Below are 20,150 nucleotides of genomic sequence, written 5' to 3'. Positions count from 1 at the left end.
ACAAAGGTAAAATATTAATCTTTAGGCTGCTTCTTTATTTTTCAAAATATTTCTGATACCACAGTTCAAAAGTCACCAGCTGCCAGATTTTCACCCAATCATACTCATGTTCCTGATGATTCCTCCACTCATCAATTACTGCAGCGTTGAAAAAATTTCTCTTTTTTAAACTTTCAAGATTTTCAACAATAAAATCCCTTACTCTTTTTTCATTTTTAATGAAATAATGAACAGGAAATGAAAATCCTTTCTTAGGCATATTTAAAACGGATTCAGGAAGATATTTTTCTGCTGTTTTACGTAATAATGGTTTGTTCTTACTTCCATTAAATCTGATATTTACAGGTAATGACGCTACATAATTGATCAGATTATTACTCAGATAAGGATAACGAAATTCCACGCTATATTTCATCGCACTCAGATCATCCCTGAATACATGATGGGAAGAAAGGGAATATTTGATATCATATTCAAAATATCCGGAATAGCTTTTAGATTCAGAAGTATGGTACCCGGACAAATCAGTATTAATATTTTTAAAAATAGAAGTATGAAAAAGATTTTTTACTTCCGAAGGCATCATACTGATCTGGCTCTGTCTGAAAAAATCAAACATATCATCCTGAGAAAAATAGTTTTTTACCCGTTGCGAAAATTGATCTTTTGTAAAAATAAAAGGCTTTATAAAGTTAAAATTCCTCATCAGCAGCCATCTATTCAACTTCAAGGTATGGGAATAACCAGCAAAAAGTTCATCGGCACCATTTCCGCTTAATACTACTTTAAAATCTTTGTCATGCGCATATTTCGCAGCATTGATCAAGACTTCAAAACTGCTGTAAGGTTCTTCAAAATGCTGGATATTTTCCTTAAGCTGTTCCAGCGCTTCATCATCACTCACTTCTTTTATATCATGCGAAACACCAAAATGTTGAGCAGCCAGAGATGCGTTTTTCACTTCTTCTTCAGAAAACGGGTAAGAAATGGTGTACGTATTGATATCTGGATTAAAAGGTTTTGATTTTGAAGCAATTAAAGTAGAATCTATTCCACCGCTCATCATCACAGCTACAGGAACATCAGCGTATAATTGTTCGGATATACTTTCAGAAAGCAGTTGATCTATTTTTCTTACAGCTTCTTCTTCCGGAATATTTTTTACAGACGGTGAAGGCAGTGTCCAGAATTTCTCTTTGGTAATTTTTTGATCTGATAAATCAATGCTCATCAAAGAAGCAGGTTCCAGGGATACAATATCCTGAAAGCATGTTTGGGGAGCCAATGTTGTTTGAAAAAGGAAATTGGTGTAAACTCCATTCCAGTTAATTTCAGGCTTTACAAATTCATTTTTAAGCAGTGCTTTTATTTCTGAAGCCCAAACCAGTCCCTCTTCACTTTGATAGTAAAAGAGCGGCTTCATCCCTACCCTGTCTCTTGCCAGTATCAGTTTTTTATTGGTAAGATCAACAATACAGATGGCAAACATCCCATCCAGCTTCGCAAAGGTTGAATTTCCCCACTCCTGATATCCCTTAAGGATAACTTCAGTATCAGAATTGCTTCGGAAAGAATTGCCTAAGGACTCGAGCTCTTTTCTTAATTTTTTAAAATTATAAATCTCTCCATTAAAAGTGATAATGATCTGTTCATTTTCTGAAAGCATCGGCTGATGGCCTTTTTCAGAAAGATCAATAACGGATAATCTACGGAAACCCAGGGCAATATCAGAACTTCTTTCCTGTAAAACCGGAAACTGTTCTTTAATTTTCGGAGTAGAATCATTTCCTGAGAAAGAAATCCCCTGCTCATGATCATACAGCCAGAATCCTTCATCATCAGGGCCGCGATGTTTGATCGCCTGATTCATTTCCAGAATATTTGTAGAGGAAATACTTTTATGAAATGAATAATAACCGCTGATTCCGCACATACAATGAATTAATAGATTTGTAAAAATAGGAAAATGACTTTGTTTTCCGTCCTGAACTGAGTAAATTATTTCTTCAAAAATTTTTCTTTTAAATGCTGAATTTCTTCTTTTGATACCATATAATCTTTCAAACTGAAGGTGGTAGAACTATAAAATTTCCGGAACAGCAGAAAGGCAGAAACCAAATATGATGATGTGGTGGCAAGACAAGCACCCAAAATTCCCCATCTTGGTATTGCAATGAAAGAGAACACTATCGTAACAACCAGTCCTACAATTGATTTTATATTGAGAATTCTCAGCTCCCTCATTCCAGAGAAATAATGTCCTACCATATCACTCACAGCAATGGCAAAAATTCCGGGGGATAAGAGAAGCATAATTTCTTTGGTATTTCTGAATTCTTCTCCGAAAATCATTTCATAGACCTGTGACGGGATAATAATAATTCCCAGTACAAAACCTATCATCAAAATAAATGTCAGTTTTAAAGCTTCTTTTGTTTTTTCTATAGATTCCTCACTGCTTTTACTATTCACCACATCTGAATATAAAATTACAGCAATACTGCGGGTAATCGTCCATATTGCTTCGGAAAAAGTCACTCCGATAGAAAAGATCCCTACGCTGGCAATGCCTTCAAAATATTCAAGAAAATAAAATGAAAGTCTATAGTTCAGAAACTGGACAAATGCACTTAGCTGGGTTTTCCAGCCGTATTCAAACATATTTCTGGCAACATCTTTACAGAATGATATTTCGGAAATATTGCATTTTTTGATGATCTGAAAAAAGCTGGTCAGAAAAAGAAGCGCCAGACATCCGATCTGTGCAAGAAAGTATACTGAAACATCTTTATTTCCGAAGAAATATACCAATATTCCGATAAACATGATGTGTATCAGCTGTTGTAAAACAGTATAAATATTAAACTTTCTAATATCCTGTGTTCCAATAAATAAACTAATATTTGTGGACAACAGTGAAGAAAAAACAGAGATTCCGATAAGATACAAAAGATACTCACTCTGAATAGATGCCAGGCTGAATAGAAAAGGAATCAAAAGCCCCATCAGAAGAGACCACAAGTAGGCAAATAATAAAACTTTCTCTATTTTAAATCTTGAAGCAAAATAGGAAGCACTGCTTCCTGAAAAGATACTGCTGAAAAAACTCACTGCTGCAGCATTGGCAACCACAATAGAAATGGTTCCCTTTCCTTCGCTTCCCCACATATTCGTAGAATAGATCACCAGCCCGAAACTCAGGATCAGAATAAGAAAACGTGAGACAAAGGTTTTAATAATAGTAAGCTGCATGGCAATTATTTATCAATAGATTTTTCCACAAAATCAACAAACGAATCTTTTATCGTTCGCCAATTATATTTTCTTTCAAATTCATTCCGTGCATTAAGAGCATGCAAATGATACAGTTCCGGGTTTCTTACATAATTGAGGATAATTTTTGAAATAGCCTCAGCATTCTGTGGATCTATCAAACTGCCAAATGAAAGCGTTCCCATATGTTTTCGGATTCCTTTTAAATTTGAATAGATCACCGGTTTTCCCGCTCCCATAAAGTAAAACAATTTTATTGGCAGTGAGTGATTGTTTTCAAAATTGATTTCCCTAAGGTCAAAACATAGGTCTGCATCTGCCAACGCTTCTGTAAACCGTTCAAAAGCAGCAGGTTTTCTGATCTCAATATTATCAAAAGAATATTTCTTCAATAATGCTGAAAAATAGAGTTCATCACTTTCCTGTACTGTTGATCCGATAATCAGAATCTTAATATGAAGGGCTGGAACCTTTTGACGGACAAAATCTATAGCTTTAAAGAAGTTTTCAATCCCTTTATCTTTAGAAATCTGGCCTGTATAGCATAAAGTAATGGCATTAGATTCAAGATTCTTGATATTTTCACTGATATAAACAGGATCCGGATAATAAGGAAGAATCATCTGCTTTTTAAAACAGAAAAAATATGCTAAAGGAAACTTTTTGGTAGTTTCTCCGAAAATAAGATGAGTGCTTAAAAACCCTGCATACCACTGAATAAGAGAAAACTTAACGGCCTGAAAGATTTTAGCCGGAAACCGATACCTGCCCAGCATTGACATAGAAGGATACCATTCTGTAACATCATAAATACAGCTTGCATGATACTTTTTTACAAATTTCTTTGAAGCCACTACAGCAAGAGGTTCGGAACAAATAATAGTCTGGGGTTGAAAATTATTGCAAACCTTACGGAATGTTTCCATTTTCTTTTCTATACTTTCCTCCAGAATGGCGTAGGATTCTATTTCAATTCCGTCAATAACTCCTTTGTACGCTGCATATAAACTGCATATTTTTACTTCATACCCATTATCTCTAAGAGCCTTTGCCTGATGATAAAAAATACGGTCATCATTATAGCTGTGGGATGTCGTTAAAAAAAGTACTTTAGGCATTAGTCTTACTCGAATCTATACAAAGATACATTAAAACAAAAAAGTGAGAAACAGGTTCTCACTTTATGATTATTCAGCTGTATAAGCTTAATAGCGTTTATTTTACAGAAGCCGCCCAGCTTTTCTCTAAAGGAAGAAGGAAGTGGCTCAAAAAGTCAAGGTAAGTGTTTTTTGAGAAGTCAAAAACCTGGATATCATCTGAAAGTTCTCCGTTTCTCAATTTTGATTTAAAATCAATCAGCTTTAAAGTTTTCACTTCACCATTTTCTACAAAACTAGCTTTCATTCTGTCGAAAAGCCCCAGTTGATATTCTTCATCAATTTCTCTCATTACCTTCCCTAAAGCATCAATGCTGCATCCTGAAGCCATTTCTTTTTCTTCATCTACACACACCACAATAAACTGATTCTTTTCAATTTTAAATGAAGAAGAAAGCGGTTTTCCATGAGCAGCCCATGTAGCAAGGAAATCAAATAGTTTTTCGGTAATTGTCTTTGCTTCTTTAGTTTCAAAAGGTCTTGAAGCCGGATATATAATGACTCTGTAGTCGTTGGTTTCTACAATATTAGATTCTTCGATTTTCATAATGTAAGTATTTATTTTTCAAGGACCTGCGCAATCGTTTTCAGTTCTTATTCCTGATCAGAATATTTCTGAGATTGTAAATTTCAGATCCTTATTATCTTAAAGCAAAATTACGCAATTTTCTCGAGTTTGAGATCATTGTATTTTTTACTCAGCACATAAAGCATCATAATGAAAAGCGGAAAAATAAACGGAAAGAAGAACCTCAATGCTGCCGACTGCGGAAAGAAAAAGAATTTGATGTACACGTTCACAAGGAAAAGTACTGAAATCATCCTTACCCATGCATCTTTGGTACGCCAAAATACTATTGCGATCATGATACTTACAGACAACGTTACCTTTTTGAAGTAGATAATCTTGATATAAATAATACTCAGATAGTCTTTTAAACTTACATCAATGGGATGTGTCGAAATAATAGGTCTTCTGTCGATAAAGGTATCATAAAAAACGTCTTTCCAGCCTGGATAATGGTAAAATTTAATGATCGCCAGATACATCGCTAAAAGTACCGTACCCTGTGCAATAAGTGAAATATCAATCTTCTTTTCTCTGAAATAGTAAAAGAAGAAAACAGCCATAATATAAGTCAGGGTAAATGTAATATAGTCCGGACGTATAAAAGTGATTGCAAACAGAAGCACAAACATCCCCCATTTGCTCCATTTTTTGATCAGCCCAATGATAAAGATCAGGATAAACTGAAAAATGAACATATCCGGTGTGGAAACTCTGGACATATACGTCATGGGTGGCAAAAGCATGCAGGCAACCGTTAATACTATTGCCAACCAGTATTTCTTTGGAAACAGGAGTTTCAGAATATAAAACAATAATAATCCGGAAAAAAAATAAGAAATAAGACTGGTAAACAGGACTGCCATTGGAGAGCTAAGTCCCAGCTTATAAAAAATGGTTATTACAAGAATATACCCTACTTTGATTTGAAAATAGGGTAATTGTTCTGTAAAAGATTGTGTATTTTTTACGAAATATTGCCTTGGAATATCCCACTGCTTTATTCCGATAATATCTGTATAATGGTCTGCGGGAGCTTCTTTTTTTATTTCATCATAAGTGATGATTCGAACTTTATCCGGTGAATTCGGGAACTCAGAAGTGTACATACTTCCTAAATACCCCGGCATATCCCAGTCATATACTCTGTTCTGGTAATTCCAGAATGTAAGAGCAGCAAGTATCGAAATTATAAACAAAAAGGAGATTCTCCATTCTACCTTCATAAACCTGTATAAGATTACAATTATAAATCTTCTGCTTCAGCAAGAAGTTCAACAATATCTTTTACGGCAACTTCGGTATTTTTGTTAAAGTGTTTTACACCATCTGTCATCATGGTATTACAGAACGGACATCCTGTAGCAATTACTTTTGGCTCAAAAGATAAGGCCTCTTCTGTTCTTTCGATATTGATGTCTTTATTTCCTTTTTCAGGCTCTTTAAACATCTGTGCTCCTCCTGCTCCACAGCAAAGTCCATTGGTCTTGCAACGTTTCATTTCTACAAGCTCTGCATCCAGTTTCTCAAGCAGCATTCTTGGAGCTTCATATTCATCATTGGCACGCCCCAGGTAACAAGGATCATGGAAAGTGATTTTTTTGCCTTTAAATGCTCCTCCTTCTATTTTCAGTCTTCCTTCTTCCATCAAGGTTTTAAGGAACTGTGTATGGTGCACTACGTCAAAGTGCCCGCCTAAGCTTGGATATTCATTTTTCAGGGTATTGAAACAGTGTGGACAAGCCGTTACGATTTTCTTTACTTCGTAAGCGTTCAGCACTTCAATATTCGTAAGGGCCATCATCTGGAAAACGAATTCGTTTCCTGCTCTTTTTGCAGGATCTCCGGTACAGCTCTCTTCCTGTCCTAAAACTGCAAATTCAACCCCAATCTTATTTAATATCTTGCAAAATGCTTTTGTAATTTTTTTAGCACGGTCATCAAAGCTTCCCGCACATCCAACCCAAAATAAAACTTCCGGGGCTTTTCCTTCGGCAGCATATTCTGCCATTGTTTTTATATTGAAATCCATTTCTTTTTTCAATTTGAAAATGTGAGAATCTGGAAATTTGAAATGATTAGAATGGGATCAATTTCAAATTTCCAAATCGATTAATTATCTAGTTTTCCGATGCCCAGTTAAGACGGTCAGCCTGATTGTACTGCCAAGGAGCTGCATTATTTTCCACATTGGTCATCATCAGATTCAGTTCCTGTGGAGCAGCAGACTGTTCCATCACCAGAAATCTTCTCATTTCAAAAATAATGGAAAGCGGATCAAGCAATACCGGACAAGCTTCTGTACACGCATTACATGTTGTACAAGCCCAAAGTTCTTCTTTTGTAATATAATCGTTCAGCAGTTTTTTACCGTCATCAACAAATTTTCCGTTTGCATCAATATTTCTTCCTACTTCCTCCAATCTGTCTCTGGTTTTCATCAGGATCAGTCTCGGAGAAAGTTTTTTACCGGTAATATTAGCAGGACAAACGGAAGTACAACGTCCGCATTCTGTACATGAATAGGCATTAAGCAGCTGTACCTGGTTCAGGTCAAAGATATCTTCAGCACCGAATTTAGACGGTACATCAGCTTCAGTTCCTTCAGCTGGTGCAGCATAAGGATCTGCGTTAGGATCCATCATTAATTTGATCTCCTTGGTTACAGAGTCAAGATTATTGAATTTTCCTTTTTTATCAAGATTTGCATACCATGTACTTGGAAATGCAAGGATAATATGCAGGTGTTTTGAGTAATAAAGATAGTTCATGAAGAAAAGAATCCCCACAAAATGGAACCACCAGGCTCCTTTTTCTGTGAACATCAAAAATCCGCTATCAAAATTGAAGATTTCCAAAAACGGAACGAATGTCATTTCACTAATCGGGAAGCTTCCATGTTCAGGAAAAACACCTCTCGCTTGTAAAATAAAATCTGAAGCATTCATCATAAAGAAAGCCATCATCAAGGCAAATTCAATGATCAAAATCCAGTTTGCATCATTTTTCGGCCAACCGAAAAGTTCTTTCATGGTTAACCTTTTCACTCCGTAAAAATTTCTACGGATAAAGAAAATAACAACCCCAATCACCACCAATAGTGCTAAAACTTCTAGTGTTGCAGTAAAGAAATTATAAAATGTATGTCCTAAAATGCCTGATAAGAAACGATGTGTCCCAAATATTCCATCAACAACGATTTCTATTAATTCGATATTAATAATCACAAAACCGACATATACAAAAAGGTGCAAAACTCCCGCAACAGGACGAGCCGTCATTTTACTCTGACCCATTGCTACACGAGCCATCGTTCCCCAACGTTCTCCTTTTCTGTCGTTTCTGTTGATTTCATGACCCAACCTGATATTTCTATAGATTTTTAGAAGGCTTTTGGCAAACAAACCAAATCCGGCCACTAATAAAATCAGGAAAATAATGTTATCGATGTACTGCATACGGTGTATTAGTCTTTATTATTTTTACCGAAAACCGAGAAGTTGATATATCTTTTCGGGTTCGCTTTCATATCTTCAATTAATGTATTCAAGTTGGAAGATGCTGAGTTCAGATTATTGTAAAGCTGATCATCTTTCATCAGTTTTCCTAAACTTCCTTCTCCTTTGTCTATTCCACCAATCACCTGATTCAGTTTTCCTACAGTAGCATCCAAGTTGGCGATCGTTGCATTCAATTGTTTAGTATCAATGCTCTGAGCCAGATTTCCGTATTTATCCAGCGTCACTTTTCCACTCTGCATCGTAAGACTGGCATCATCCAATACTTTCTGCAGCTTAGGGTCATTGTGTCCTACAAGGCTGTTTACACTTCCTGCTGTAGTCTGTAGTGCACCTACTGTTTTATTAAGATTGGATAATAAAGCTTTTATTTCAGCTCTGTTTTGAGCATCCACAAGCAGATTGGCATTAGCCATCAGAGAGTCTACTCTGTGTAGAACCACCTGCAGCTGATCTTTTACGGGACCTACCTGAGAAGAAAGACTTCCCAATGTTCCCAGTTTGAAAGCACCTTTCAGGGTATCACCGTCTTTTGCAGTCGGACCTCCGTATGCAAGGTTTACTCTCATCTCTTTGCCGGACATTAATCCTGGTTCAAAGATTTCTAATGATGAATTTTTTGAAAATTCAAATTTGTTATCTACTGTAATTTTTACAACAAAATTAATTTTACCGTCTTTTGAGGTCAGAGGAATAATTTTATCCACCTGCCCTACTTTCAACCCGTTGATAGAAACAGCCGAAGACTGCGCCAGACCTTCTACATTATCATATTTTGCGTAAAATATATTGTCGGTAGTAAAAAGGCTTTTCCCTTTCATAAACTGAAACAACACGACAAAGCCTACAATAGCCAGAAGTGTGATCACACCAGCTTTTAATTCTTTACTGAACTTCACTTGCTAATTTTTTTCTAATAAGCAAATATAACACATTTTAAATAAATCTTTTCCAATATTGTTCTGCGTTAAATACAAAAAAAGGCGACAAAAAAATTTGCCGCCTTTTATATCATTGAAATAAATTTCTTATTGTTGCTGATTTCCCAGCTTACCCCAGATCTCGATTCTAAAATCTTCAATATCTGCATTGTCCTGAAGACTCTTCATCCAAGCCTGTCCGAACATTCCAGAACTTCTCTGAGTAAGAGACTCCGTGAACTGCTTAAGATCTCCAGGTTGTTTGTTGATCGTTTCTGATTTTTTGATCAAAACATAAACTCCTGTTCCACCTTCAACCGGGTTAGAAAGCTTACCTTTTGCAACACCGAATGCTGCACCGGCAACTTTAGGCTCCATAGCACCCGCTACTGAAGGGTTCAATAGATTTACCTGAGCAGACTGTTTTGGAGCTGCAAATAATTTAGCTACCTGATCTAAGCTGGAAGCTTTTGCTGCTGTAATTTTATCAGAAATTTGTTTTGCAGCCAGTTTATTTTTAACGATAGTTTCAATCTGATCTCTTACAGATTCCGGATCAGCAAGACCTGCATCCTGTTTTCCGTTCAGATAAACTACAATTTTATCACCTGTTCCATCTACAGTAAATAGTTCAGTATCTCCTTTAGTTCTTTTCTTGTCGAAAGCCCAAGTAAGGATATCAGCATCTTTTTCAGTACCTAAGCCCTGAATCTGACCTTCAAACCTTTTTGCTGCTTTTGGATTAGAGAACTGGTAATTTCCTTTTTTAGCAATATTCACGAAATCGTTGAAAGATTTCCCTTGAACCTGCTGAATGAATTTTCTTGATTTTTTGTCTGATTCAGCCTCAGTAGCATCTGAAGGTTTAATTGCTTTCACAAGGTTGGCAACTTTATACCCCATTGATCCTGATTTTTTATCTTCAATATTGATGATATGGTAACCGAACTGTGTTTCTACTACACCTGTAGCTCCTTTAGGATTGCTTGCAAGATACGCAAGGAATTCCGGTACGAAAGGTGTTTCCGGAGTTGTCCATCCTAAGCTACCTCCCTGTGCTGCAGAATTCGGATCGCTGGAAAGCTTAAGGAATTCTGTAAATTTAGCAGGAGTTGCTTTTACAATAGCACCGATAGAGTCTGCTAATTTCTTAGCCTGCTCTTTGGTTCTTGTTACTCCTTCACCCGCAGGACTTCCTTTGAATGCAATAAGGATATGTCTAGATAAAGTAGAATCTGAAGCTCTTTTACCTATAAGTTTAGAAACTACATAAACGTCTTGTTCTTTATAAGGACCAAAAGTCTGACCTATTGCTGCTGTAGTGATCTGATCTTTGATCGTTGGAGGCAATTGGGCAGGACTTGTATACTGAGGATTGAATGGCGCATCAGAATTTGCCATTACAAACATAGAATCGTTTTTCGTATTCTGGAAGTTTTCTGTACCTCCGCTTGCATCTGTACCTCCTGAATATAATTTTGTAATTTCTTTCAGGGTTGCTGCATCATCTGCTGCACTAGGTTTTGATGGGAAGTATACAACACCGATATTTCTGCTTGGTTCAGCTTTGAACATTACAGGGTGCTTCTGGATGTAATCTGCCAGATCCTGTGTTGTAACATTGATTTTTGTTTTCTGAAGATATGCTGCATAATCCACTTTCACAAAGTCGATATCTGCAAGCTGATCTCTCTGCTTCATCAATTCTTCTGCTTCTTTCTTACCGGTAGTGATACCTGCTGAAATATTGGTAAACACCTGTCTTGCCATTAGTCTGTACTCAATCGTCTTTCTAGTTTTCAACCATTGATTATATCCTTCAGGATTGGTGTTTTTTAATGTTTCAATTTCTTTTTTAAGCTCTTGAGTTTTAAAATTACCTTTCTCATCAAAGAACTGTTGATTCTGGGCAAACATCTGATCGTACTGGATTTGGTTCCAGAAATAATCATCAGTCATTTCAAAGCCTAGTTTCTCAAATTGTTGTTTGATAAGTTTAGATTGTACAAGTAACTGCCAAGCCTGCTCTTCAAGACCACTTTTCGGGCGACCTTGCTGCTCAGCCTGCTGCTGCAACACGAAAAGCTGATCATTGAACTCTTCGCGGGTGATTTTCTCACCATTTACTTTTCCTAAAACGTCAGGATTTTTACCAAAAACCTTATCGATACTATCCGGGTTCACCAAGAACGCCAAAAGCGCTAAGGCTATTACTCCCATTAAAAGCCAAGGCTTACTCCTAATCTGTCCTAAAATTGCCATTTTATAAATTATAGTTTTTTATCAGTTTGCGAAAATACACATTTTTAAGAAATTACAGAAACAGAACTGCTTTATTTTGATTTTTAATGCAAAGATTATCTAAAAAAGGAAATTTTGACCGTATTTTTAAGTAAAAAACAAATGGCATAAGTATTGTGCATTTTTAGAATATTATAATATGCCGCACGTTTTCAGAGCATATTATAAAAAATCCCTTTAACGATAAAAAACGAAAATGACAATTTGTCATTCGATTGACTATGATAGAATTTGAAGATATTAGTTTAGAAGAAATGATCAGTGACGGATTTGATATCGTAACTGAAGAAATCAATCTTTCCGACTTCGCTGAGACTGATAAAAATTCCGAACAGAAAATATTCCCTATACTTCCCGTAAGAAATATGGTGATGTTCCCCAATGTGGTAATTCCTATTACTGCAGGGAGAAAAACCTCTATACAGCTTCTTGAGGAAGCACAGAAGAACGGAGATTTCATTGGAATTGTAAGCCAGAAAAATTCGGATATGGAACAGCCTGCCGAAAAAGATATTTATACAACCGGTACCTTAGCAAAGATCATTAAGATCATTAAGCTTCCGGAAGGAAATATTACGGCGATCACGAAAGGCTTCCATCGATTCAAGATTAAAAAGATTGTTGAAAATCAGCCTTATTTCAGGGCAGAAATATCAAAATTAAAAGATACACGTCCTAAAAATCAGGAGGAATATGAAGCTTTGCTTGAGAATATCAAGGATCTTGCTTTAAAGATCATTGAACTGGACCCGAATATTCCTAATGCAGCCAATTTTGCAATCAAAAACATCAATAATAATGATGACCTTCTTAATTTCATCTGCACCAATGCCAATTTTTCTTCAATAGCAAAACAAAAGCTTCTTGAAGAGAAAAACCTGATGATAAGAGCTAATCAATGCTATGAAATGATGCATGAAGATTTCAGAAAACTGGAACTGAGAAGCCAGATCCATCAGAAAACTTCAAAGGATCTTGACAAGCAGCAGAGAGAATATTTTCTGAATCAACAGATCAGAACCATCCAGGAAGAATTGGGCGGAGGACCTGAAAGTGATGTGGAAGATCTGATTGCGAAGGCTAAAACCAAAAAATGGAGTAAAGAAGTAGAGGAACATTTTCAAAAGGAAATCGGCAGATTACAACGCCAGAATCCTAATTCTCCCGACTATAATGTACAGAGAAACTATCTGGATTTCTTTACAGACCTTCCCTGGGAAACGTATACAAAAGATATTTTTGATATTGCAAAAGCAGAAAAAGTGCTTGACAAGGCTCACTTTGGGCTGGAAGACATCAAGAAAAGAATTTTGGAACACATGGCTGTTTTAAAATTAAAAAACAACATGAAGTCTCCTATTTTATTACTGGTAGGACCTCCGGGAGTTGGTAAAACCTCTTTAGGAAAATCTATTGCAGATGCTTTAGGAAGAAAATATGTGAGATTATCTTTAGGTGGTCTTCATGACGAAAGTGAAATCCGCGGACATAGAAAAACCTATATCGGTGCTATGGCGGGAAGAATTTTACAGTCGATCAAGAAATCCGGTACTTCAAACCCGGTAATTGTCCTTGATGAGATTGATAAAATCGGACAGGGACTTCATGGGGATCCAAGCTCAGCACTATTAGAGGTTCTTGATCCTGAACAAAATAAGTCTTTCTATGACAATTTCCTTGAGATGGGTTATGACCTGTCAAAAGTAATGTTTATTGCTACAGCGAATTCTCTTTCAACGATACAGACTCCTCTTTTAGACAGAACGGAGATCATTCAGATTGCCGGTTATACTTTGGAGGAAAAGATTGAGATTGCGAAAAGACACTTAATCAAGAAACAGCAGGAGGAAAATGGTCTGGATGCAAAGTCATTCAAACTTGGAAATGCAGAGCTCAAGCATATTATAGAAGCCCACACTTCGGAAAGCGGTGTAAGAAGTCTGGAGAAAAGAATTGCTGCCATTGGAAGATGGGTGGCCCTTCAGACTGCTTTGGTAAAAGAATATGATCCAAAAATTTCTGTTGCTAAAGTAGATGAAATCCTTGGGGTTCCAAGGCCGAAAAGCTTATCAGAAATTACCGGAGTTCCAGGAGTTGTAACAGGTCTTGCCTGGACAAGCGTAGGCGGAGATATTCTTTATATTGAAAGTATTTTAAGCAATGGTAAAGGGGCATTAACAATGACCGGAAACCTTGGTACAGTAATGAAAGAATCCGCAACTATTGCCCTGGAATATATTAAAGCTAAGCATGACGAACTGGGAATTCCTCAGGAGGAACTGGACAAGAAAAATATCCACGTACACGTTCCTGAAGGAGCAACGCCTAAAGATGGGCCGTCTGCAGGTATTGCAATGCTTACATCTATGGTTTCTTCCTTTAAAAACAAGAAGATAAAACCTCATCTTGCAATGACCGGAGAAATTACTTTAAGAGGAAAAGTACTTCCTGTAGGAGGAATCAAAGAAAAACTTCTTGCTGCTACAAGAGCAGGAATTAAAGATGTTATCCTTTGTGAAGCTAACAGAAAAGATGTTGAAGAGATCAAAAAAGACTATTTAAAAGATCTGAAAGTACATTACGTCAGCAGAATGGAGGAAGTCATTGACATCGCCATTGAAGAATAAAACAATTTGTAACATATTAACTTCTCAATAAGAAAACACGTTCTGAGTATCAGAGCGTGTTTCTGTTTTATAAACAAAACATTCTTTTCGCCGTTGCATGGAATAAAATTTGATACAATAGAAGAAAATCCTGAAGGATTGAATAAAAAATTTTTCAATTCAGGCGGGTTTTCTTATTTTTATTCCACACTGCAGATTTTTAGATTATGAATTTTCTTAGACTTCCTTTCCTTGTCAAGCTTACGCTCGTGGTCATTTCTATCATTGGCCTTGGCTACCTTCTGGCGTTAGGACAGAGTATTTTAGCTCCGTTTTTTCTTGCATTCCTTATGGCTATGCTATTTTTACCGGCAGCCACCTTTATGGAAAAAAAGTTAAGATTTCCGAGATCCATGTCTACCATGACCTCAGTATTTATTATGCTGATGATTCTAGGCGGTATTATTTATTTTTTCACCAATCAGCTGTCTGATTTCAGCAAAGATCTTCCGCACCTCAAAGAACAGTTTACCACTGTTTTCAATAGCCTTCAGCACTGGGTTTCCAAAACATTTAATGTGAAAGTGGATGAACAGGTGGATTATATTAACCAGGGATTAACTAAACTGCTATCTTCTTCGGGAGTAATTTTAGGATTTACCTTTGGAATATTTTCAACAGGATTCGGTTTTATTATATTTTTCACTCTGTTTTTTATCTTTATTTTAAATTACAGAAGACTTTTAAATAATTTTATCGTTACCGTTTTCAACGAAAGACATAAAGCGAGCGTACAGGAAGCTGTAAATGAGATCCGCATCATGACTAAGAAGTATATCTTCGGGCTTTTTCTTCAGGTAATAATCGTTTCTGTTTTAACATCCATTCTCCTTACGGTTCTTGGGGTAAAATATGCCATTCTCTTAGGAGTTCTTACCGGGTTATTAAACGTTATTCCCTATCTTGGAATTTTTATTTCACTTTTAATCTCCTGCTTTATAGCTTTTGCAACTTCTACCCCTTCAACGTGTATTTATGTTGCTTTGGGATATATTGCCATTCATGCTGTAGACGGAAATATTGTTCTGCCATTTGTGGTGGGCTCCAAAGTAAAAATCAATGCTTTATTTTCCTTTATTGGTATTCTGTTGGGAGAGCATCTTTGGGGAATTGCAGGAATGTTCCTGTGTATTCCGGCGATTGCTATTATTAAGATTATTTGTGAAAGAGTAGATGACCTTAAACCTTGGGGAAGATTGCTTGGGGAAGAACAGCGACCTGATAAAAAGAAGAAAAGTTATAAGATTTCTAAGAATATTACGCTGAAGGAAATGGACTGATCATTATTTATTAATGAGCAATATGTAATGAGTAATAAATAATATTATTTTAAAGACTTGAGCTTTTAAATTTAAACAAAAAGACTGCCTTTTTCAAGACAGTCTTTTTTATTGTTATGGAAGAGGACACAAAGGACTCATTCCATTTGGACAAGTTTCTGTACATAGGATATAAGATTGACTGTCCGGGCAGTATCCATAGGTCGGACCTCCGGGTTCTCCGCCGGGACCACCTAAACAAGGATCACCAGGTGGAATTTTACATGGACATCCTATCGGTCCTATATCACATTTTCCAACTCCTCCTCCCCCTTGGATTTCTCTTAAATCCGTACGGTTTAATTTTTTTAGATTTTTTAGCATGATTTATAGTTTTGATTTGCTTTTCGAAGATATGCAATAAAATTACACAAAAGCACTAATTAACGTACATTAACAATTGATTTAATATTTTATGTTAAATAAATAACAAAATATCATATTTTTATTTTACATTTGATATCAAATCATCAATTATGAAAATAATAAAATTCATTTTATGCTTACTGTTCGGTCTTATGTTTATTAATGCCGGATTAAACAAGTTTTTTAACTATATGCCTATGGAGAAACCTACTCCTGAGCAAATGAAACTCTTCTCTGCTTTCGGAGAAATCAGCTGGCTGATGCCATTAGTAGGTATCGTAGAAGTCATTGGCGGATTACTGTTTATTTTCCCAAAAACGAGAGCGCTGGGAGCTATTGTTATTTTACCCGTGATGGTAGGAATTGTTGCCCATGTTTTCACTTTAGACAAATCTCCAATGGGAATGGGTATTGCCGGGGTGATGTTCCTGATCAACCTTTGGATGATTCTTGACAACAGGGAAAAATATAAACACTTAGTTTCATAAGGTTGCAGGTAATAGGTTGCAGGTCGTATTGCCTACAACCTATTATCTGCTTTCTGCTCTATACAAAAGCACTGAAACCTGTAATGGAACGTCCTACAATCAATGAATTGATTTCTTTCGTTCCTTCATAAGAATAAATAGCTTCTGCATCGGCAACAAATCTGGCTACATCGTACTCCAGCAAAATTCCGTTGCCTCCCATTACCTCTCTTGCTCTGGAAACAATATCTCTGGTTCTGAGCGTACAGAAAACTTTAGCCAAAGAGGCGTGTTCATCTTTCAAAATTCCTTCATCCTGCATTTCAGACAGCCGGAACACCATCGTTTGCATCGCAGTAAGATTAGACAGCATTTCTACCAGATGCCCCTGAATCATTTGAAATGAAGCAATAGGTCTTCCAAACTGTTCTCTTTTTCTTGTATAATCCAGAGCACTTTCATAGGCTCCTCGTGCACAGCCTGTGGCCATCCATGCCACTCCAGCTCTGGTCATTCTGAGTACTTTTCCGGTATCTTTAAATGAATTGGCATTCTGAAGACGGTTTTCTTCGGTTACAATACAGTCTTTTAATGTGATCAGTCCGTTCTGGACAATCCTTAAGGCCATTTTTCCTTTGATCTTTTCTACAGAAAATCCGGGATTATCTTTTTCAACAATAAATCCTTTCACTTCGCCGCTGTCCAAATCTCTTGCCCAGATAATAATTATATCAGCAAAAGTGGCGTTCCCGATCCATTTTTTCTGACCATTCAGAACCCAGCCTTCAGGTGTTTTTTTACAGGTTACGGTGAGACCGCCTGCTGCTCCGGAACCCACTTCCGGCTCTGTAAGTCCGAAAGCGCCTATTTTTTCAAATTTCTGCATCTGCGGGAGCCATTTTTGCTTCTGTTCTTCAGACCCGCAGATATAAATAGAACCCATTGCCAGCCCGGATTGTACTCCAAAAAATGTTGCTATGGAAGCATCCACCCTTGCCATTTCCATCGCAATGACTCCTTCCATCAGGAAAGGCATTCCCGGACAGCCATAACCTTCGTAAGTAACACCGCAGATATCCAGTTTTTGGAATTTTGGAATCAGTTCAAATGGAAATTCGTCTCTGAGCCAGTAATGATTCACCAGAGGTTTTACTTCTTTTTCCATGAAAGCTCTTACTTTAAGCTGAATTTCACGCTGTTCGGGAGTAAGGGTATGGTAGATATCATAGAAATCTCCGTCAATAGGTGGAAGTTCTTTCTTTTTCTTTTCCGGATCCAGCATTTTCATAAGCCCGGAAAGCTGTTTATCATCAAGTTTTGAGAAATTATGCATCAGTTTGGGAAGATCCACTTTTTGAGAAATGGCACTCAGCTGATCAAAATCTATGGATGTGAATAGTCCTATTGCGTTTCTGATTTTGGAAAAGGTATTTGACATAGTGATAGATTGTAGTTTTGGTTTGTAAAAGATAAGCAAAAATTGCTCCGAAAGCAAACACCGGAACCCTGCTTCATTTTACAAAGTACTTATTTTCAATCAATTAAAAACGAATATTCCGTTTACAAGTTTTTTACTTTTGATTTTCAAGTGTTACAAAAGATCCTGCCAGAACTTTGACTCAAGGAAAACAACAAAAATCAACGCTATGAAAACGACTTACATTAAATTATCTCTATCTGCTGTACTTTTATTAGGAATTTATTCATGTAAAAAAGGTGAAGTTGCTGAAACTGATCTTAATGCCTACGCTACAACAGATTCAACTTCTGCTATTATTTCAGACAGTATTTCATCTGTTGCCGATATGAAGGTAAAGGACAAACAGTTCATCAAGACCGCGGATGTCAGCATGGAAGTAAAAGATGTGTATAATGCAACCATCGCTATTGAAAAATCGGTTCAGGAACTTGGAGGTTTTGTTACCAACAGTAATCTTCAAAGCAATGTAATTTCTGAAGATACTTACAACACTTCCAATGAAGAAGCGATGCTGGTTAAAAAATATCAGTCGGAGAATAGAATGCAGGTGCGTATTCCTACTGAAAAGCTGGGTGAACTTTTAACAGCAATCAACTCAAACAAATTATTTCTTAATTCAAGATCCATCAATGCGGAAGATGTGACGGCCAACATCAAGTATTCTGAACTGGAAGGAAAAAGAAATCAAAAGACTTCGGAGAACATCAACAAATTAAAGACAAATAAAGATAAAGTAACGCTGGATGATGAGAATATGTCTGAAGGAAACCTTCAAAAGCTGGCAAGTATGAATATGACAGACGACCTGAAATACAGCACCATTGATATTTACATCAAAGAACCTCAATTGCGTATCGCTGAAATTGCCGTAGCCAATACCACAAGCATTGATAATAAATATAAATACAATTTTATCTATGATGCGAAAGATGGTTTTGTTTATGGTTTTTATCTGATCCAAAGAATTATCGTTGCCCTTATCAATATCTGGCCAATCCTATTAATTGCAGCTGCTCTGATTTATTTCCTAAGAAAAAGAAAAGTTTCAAAACCTGAACAACCGAAAATCCAGCAATAAAAAAACTCTATTAACCAATTGGTTATCATCATAATTTTAGATTTTACAGCCTCCTGTTTTCAGGAGGTTTTTATTTTTTTTGAAAAAAACTGTAACGATTTTAATACCTGCTTTACCTACTGTTTAAAAGAACAGAAAATCAAAAAAATTAATATTATGAAAAATTTAGTAAAACTTGGATTCGCAGCGTTATTATCATTGGGTTCTATGACATCAAAAGCACAAAGCAATATCACCAGTAAAGACAACAGCCTGCTTTGGGAGGTTTCCGGAAATGGTCTTTCCAAGCCTTCATATATTACAGGAACATTTCATATCTTATGCACTAAAGATTTTGAAATAAAACCTAAGGTATTAAAAGCTCTCGAGAAATCTGACAACTTTGTTATGGAAATCAATTATACAGATCCTGCTGAAATGATGTCACTACAAAAAATGTATCAAAAGACTGATAAAAAAATTTCTGATCAGCTTTCTCGGGAAGAAGCCAAGGAACTGAATAGTATTCTCGCCAATTACGGAACGGATCTGAAAAGTGTAGATTCTTCAAATCCTCAGACACTCTATGCACTGCTTTCTACCAAGGCTGTTCCTTGTCCTCAGACCGAAGTAAAGCTTTACGAAATGGAACTTCTTAAGAAAGCCATAAAGGATAAAAAAAGCATCAAAGGACTGGAAAAAGTAGATGATCAGATGAAAGCTATTAGCGAAGCCTATGATATGAAAAGCACTATTGCTCAACTAAAAATGGGTAAGGAATATGAAATACTCTTCAGACAGATGATTGAAGCTTTCAAAAATGAAAATGTACAATCCCTTTACAGCCTTTTTAAAGATAAAAGATTTATGAATACCCGACAGGAAAAGGCAATGCTGACCAACAGAAATCAAAACTGGGTAAAAATAATGCCGGAAATGATGAAAAAGGAAAGTTCTTTATTTGCAGTAGGTGGCTCTCATCTTATGGGTGAAAACGGCATTATCACTCTTCTTCGGTCACAAGGCTATACGGTAAAACCTGTGACGAGTTTATAACA

Annotated in this window: 16 protein-coding genes; 5 read left to right on the top strand and 11 right to left on the bottom strand. The window is 36.5% G+C overall.

Translation table 11 applies throughout. From position 1 onward, the window contains the following. Positions 1–34: 34 nt before the first annotated feature. The 9 genes from asnB to FN817_RS16090 form a co-directional block, all read right to left on the bottom strand. Positions 35–1,933: an asparagine synthase (glutamine-hydrolyzing) gene (gene asnB / locus FN817_RS16130; RefSeq protein ID WP_142718841.1), complete on the bottom strand. Its 1,899-nt coding sequence runs from the start codon at positions 1,931–1,933 to the stop codon at positions 35–37. 65 nt (positions 1,934–1,998) lie between these two features. Continuing rightward, on the bottom strand, positions 1,999–3,252 hold the full coding sequence (locus FN817_RS16125) for an MATE family efflux transporter (protein ID WP_142718840.1): 1,254 nt from the start codon (positions 3,250–3,252) through the stop codon (positions 1,999–2,001). A gap of 5 nt (positions 3,253–3,257) precedes the next feature. Further along, positions 3,258–4,391: a glycosyltransferase gene (locus FN817_RS16120; RefSeq protein ID WP_142718839.1), complete on the bottom strand. Its 1,134-nt coding sequence runs from the start codon at positions 4,389–4,391 to the stop codon at positions 3,258–3,260. Positions 4,392–4,488: 97 nt separating this feature from the next. Then, positions 4,489–4,977, bottom strand: a complete 489-nt coding sequence (locus FN817_RS16115) for a hypothetical protein (RefSeq protein ID WP_142718838.1) — start codon at positions 4,975–4,977, stop codon at positions 4,489–4,491. Between the two features lie 110 nt (positions 4,978–5,087). After that, the gene (locus FN817_RS16110; protein ID WP_142718837.1) at positions 5,088–6,224 is read right to left on the bottom strand and encodes a hypothetical protein; all 1,137 of its coding nucleotides are present in this window, start codon (positions 6,222–6,224) and stop codon (positions 5,088–5,090) included. A gap of 20 nt (positions 6,225–6,244) precedes the next feature. Next, complete coding sequence (locus tag FN817_RS16105; protein WP_047377320.1) at positions 6,245–7,030, bottom strand: (Fe-S)-binding protein; 786 nt, start codon at positions 7,028–7,030, stop codon at positions 6,245–6,247. 88 nt (positions 7,031–7,118) lie between these two features. Beyond that, a complete protein-coding gene (locus FN817_RS16100) occupies positions 7,119–8,456 on the bottom strand; it encodes a (Fe-S)-binding protein (protein ID WP_142718836.1) in 1,338 nt (445 codons plus the stop codon). Positions 8,457–8,464: 8 nt separating this feature from the next. Continuing rightward, on the bottom strand, positions 8,465–9,415 hold the full coding sequence (locus FN817_RS16095) for an MlaD family protein (RefSeq protein WP_142718835.1): 951 nt from the start codon (positions 9,413–9,415) through the stop codon (positions 8,465–8,467). A 129-nt stretch (positions 9,416–9,544) separates the two neighbouring features. After that, positions 9,545–11,698 carry a peptidylprolyl isomerase gene (locus tag FN817_RS16090; RefSeq protein ID WP_142718834.1) on the bottom strand — a complete coding sequence of 718 codons (2,154 nt, stop codon included), beginning with the start codon at positions 11,696–11,698 and terminating at the stop codon, positions 9,545–9,547. 260 nt (positions 11,699–11,958) lie between these two features. On the opposite strand from FN817_RS16090, the gene lon reads away from it, so the two are divergent. Both lon and FN817_RS16080 read left to right on the top strand, forming a co-directional pair. Beyond that, the gene (lon, locus tag FN817_RS16085) at positions 11,959–14,364 is read left to right on the top strand and encodes an endopeptidase La (protein ID WP_142718833.1); all 2,406 of its coding nucleotides are present in this window, start codon (positions 11,959–11,961) and stop codon (positions 14,362–14,364) included. Between the two features lie 206 nt (positions 14,365–14,570). Continuing rightward, positions 14,571–15,683, top strand: coding sequence for an AI-2E family transporter (locus tag FN817_RS16080; RefSeq protein ID WP_142718832.1), 1,113 nt, complete (start codon positions 14,571–14,573; stop codon positions 15,681–15,683). A 114-nt stretch (positions 15,684–15,797) separates the two neighbouring features. Here FN817_RS16080 and FN817_RS16075 read toward each other — a convergent pair whose 3' ends face one another. Then, on the bottom strand, positions 15,798–16,046 hold the full coding sequence (locus tag FN817_RS16075; RefSeq protein WP_142718831.1) for a bacteriocin-like protein: 249 nt from the start codon (positions 16,044–16,046) through the stop codon (positions 15,798–15,800). A 152-nt stretch (positions 16,047–16,198) separates the two neighbouring features. On the opposite strand from FN817_RS16075, the gene FN817_RS16070 reads away from it, so the two are divergent. Then, positions 16,199–16,576, top strand: a complete 378-nt coding sequence (locus tag FN817_RS16070) for a DoxX family protein (protein WP_047424651.1) — start codon at positions 16,199–16,201, stop codon at positions 16,574–16,576. A 58-nt stretch (positions 16,577–16,634) separates the two neighbouring features. On the opposite strand, the gene FN817_RS16065 is transcribed toward FN817_RS16070, so the two are convergent. After that, positions 16,635–17,993 carry an acyl-CoA dehydrogenase family protein gene (locus FN817_RS16065; RefSeq protein ID WP_142718830.1) on the bottom strand — a complete coding sequence of 453 codons (1,359 nt, stop codon included), beginning with the start codon at positions 17,991–17,993 and terminating at the stop codon, positions 16,635–16,637. Positions 17,994–18,201: 208 nt separating this feature from the next. Here FN817_RS16065 and FN817_RS16060 point away from each other — a divergent pair, with 208 nt between their 5' ends. Beyond that, positions 18,202–19,113, top strand: a complete 912-nt coding sequence (locus tag FN817_RS16060; protein ID WP_142718829.1) for a DUF4349 domain-containing protein — start codon at positions 18,202–18,204, stop codon at positions 19,111–19,113. A 156-nt stretch (positions 19,114–19,269) separates the two neighbouring features. Next, complete coding sequence (locus tag FN817_RS16055) at positions 19,270–20,148, top strand: TraB/GumN family protein (RefSeq protein WP_142718828.1); 879 nt, start codon at positions 19,270–19,272, stop codon at positions 20,146–20,148. Positions 20,149–20,150: the final 2 nt, after the last annotated feature.

It is taken from the genome of Chryseobacterium rhizoplanae (assembly GCF_900182655.1).
Taxonomy (GTDB): domain Bacteria; phylum Bacteroidota; class Bacteroidia; order Flavobacteriales; family Weeksellaceae; genus Chryseobacterium; species Chryseobacterium rhizoplanae.
The sequence above is the reverse complement of the archived record's forward strand: the minus strand, read 5'-3'. Positions and strand labels throughout refer to the sequence as shown.